The organism is Halalkalibacter alkalisediminis, assembly GCF_028610705.1.
Classification (GTDB): Bacteria; Bacillota; Bacilli; order Bacillales; family Bacillaceae_D; genus Halalkalibacter; species Halalkalibacter alkalisediminis.
Genome location: NZ_JAQQWT010000102.1, coordinates 1 through 1870, shown reverse-complemented (window position 1 = coordinate 1870; position 1870 = coordinate 1). Strand labels below are relative to the sequence as shown.

At 40.7% G+C, this 1870-nt stretch carries 1 protein-coding gene; it reads right to left on the bottom strand.

The window, feature by feature from the left end:
* Window positions 1-479: 479 nt before the first annotated feature.
* Entirely contained in the window at window positions 480-1754 is a 1275-nt protein-coding gene (locus PQ474_RS25995; RefSeq protein WP_273848477.1) for an IS110 family RNA-guided transposase, read from the bottom strand.
* Window positions 1755-1870: the final 116 nt, after the last annotated feature.

Genomic DNA, 1870 nt, shown 5'->3' with positions numbered 1-1870 from the left:
GGTTTTCGCTCCCATGTCTCAACGGGTCAATGCCCTCTCATTCCTTCGTCACACCTATCCAAGTGGTGGAGGCCGGTAATTCTAACGGAACGGGTCTGAGCCCTTTTGCACAATAAATCCGGTACTCCGCACTTTCTTTGAGATCCTACGAATAAGCCAATATTCGAAAATAAGTCTAAAAATCACTCTTATTTTCATGAGATCATACTAGAACTTAATCAAGATATTACGTTTATAACCACAGCGATAGCTGCTTGCCCTTGACCGCCGTGCTACTTCTTAGTGATCGCTGGAAGGGGTCGGGGCCCCGCCAGCGGAGCTTAGAAGTGATTGTCCGTGGTACGCTGACTGTGCGGATGGTGTGCCTAATAGGCTAAATTTTTCCCATCCGCCATCAGAAAATGACCACGGACACAAACAAGGTCAAGGGTGGTGGATACGGCATAAAAGTTTGTTCTGTTTACAGTTGGTCCCTATACTTATGCTGCTAATGACGAAGTAGGCCATACTAGGCTAGGGCAGTAAGGTTGGTTATTACGGGCCATACCAACTAGTATTCTGGCAAACTTATTAATCAGCTTCATGATTGATTTCATCTTTTTCATTTTTTTCACATTAACATTGTGGGCGTGCAGTTCTTTAAACTCAGGGTTGTTCATGACAAGGCTCATGGTCGCTAGGTACAAGAAGCGCCGTAAACGAGATCTTCCACGTTTAGAAAGGACTATTTGACCTTTCCATTTACCTGAACTCGCTTCTACTAGATGCAGCCCTGCATGACGTAATAAAGAATTACCATGTGCGAACCCACTTAAATCTCCTGCTTCTCCTAAAATGCCGGCAAGTGTAATATTACTAATGCCTTTCATGGCCAGCATTTCTCTGGCAAAAGTAATTTCATCAAGAGCTTTCGTCACTTCCTCTTCAACTCTTTCAAGTTGAGCTGTGGCGAGATCAAATTCTGCAAGCAATTGTTCCAAATGTAACTTGTAAGCATCAAGTGCCTGGTTAGTCCCAACAGAATGTTTTGATAAGTCAATGAGTGCTTGAGCTTTTTTCAGTCCAGCGTGACGTTTCATTTTTGTTTTCCAGGCTTCAACAATATCCTCTGCCTTCATAGAATGAATTTCTATAGGTGTAGGGAATAAGCGCAGTGTAGCTATGGCACCTTTTCCTTTTACATCTTTGAATACTTGACGAAGCTCAGGGAAAACAACGTCTACCCAGCGATTAATTTGGTTAATTGAACTTACAAGTCGTTTAACAACCATGTCACGGTTAGACATTAATACTCGTAGTTTTTCAAAAGACTCTGAGCTAGGGCGTATAAAGGAATAGTATCCATTCTTCACCATATCAGCTATAACCAGAGCGTCTTTTACATCACTTTTAGATTGGGTATTATCACGGTTTTCCTTATTCTTTTTAACGAGGTGAGGGTTCACAGTTACTACTTCAATTCCTTGATCATACAGCCATTTAGAAAGATTGACCCAATAATGGCCTGTTGGTTCCATTCCAACAATTGTTGTATTAAAGCCTTTTAAGGTTTTTAACTGATTCATCCAATTGATTAATCTATCAAAACCTTCCTCGTTATTTTCAAAAGATAGAGGTTCCCCGACAATAATTCCGCGGAAGTTAACAGCACGAGCAACATGAACTTGTTGCGCAATATCTACTCCAACAATAAGATGTCGATCAGAAATTCGTTCAATTAGTTGATTTTGTTTGTCTTGCATTTTAAACTTCATAGTAGAGCTTCCTCCTAAGATTTTGAGTTTTAGAGTGGTGTCTATACTCATATCTTACTGAGGGGCTCTAATTTTTTCAAAGTTGAAATTAACGCACTACAGGAATTCTAACGGAG

Excerpts from the sequence above, each read along its gene's own strand:
- PQ474_RS25995 (WP_273848477.1), bottom strand. The coding sequence starts at position 1,754 with ATGAAGTTTAAAATGCAAGACAAACAAAATCAACTAATTGAACGAATT.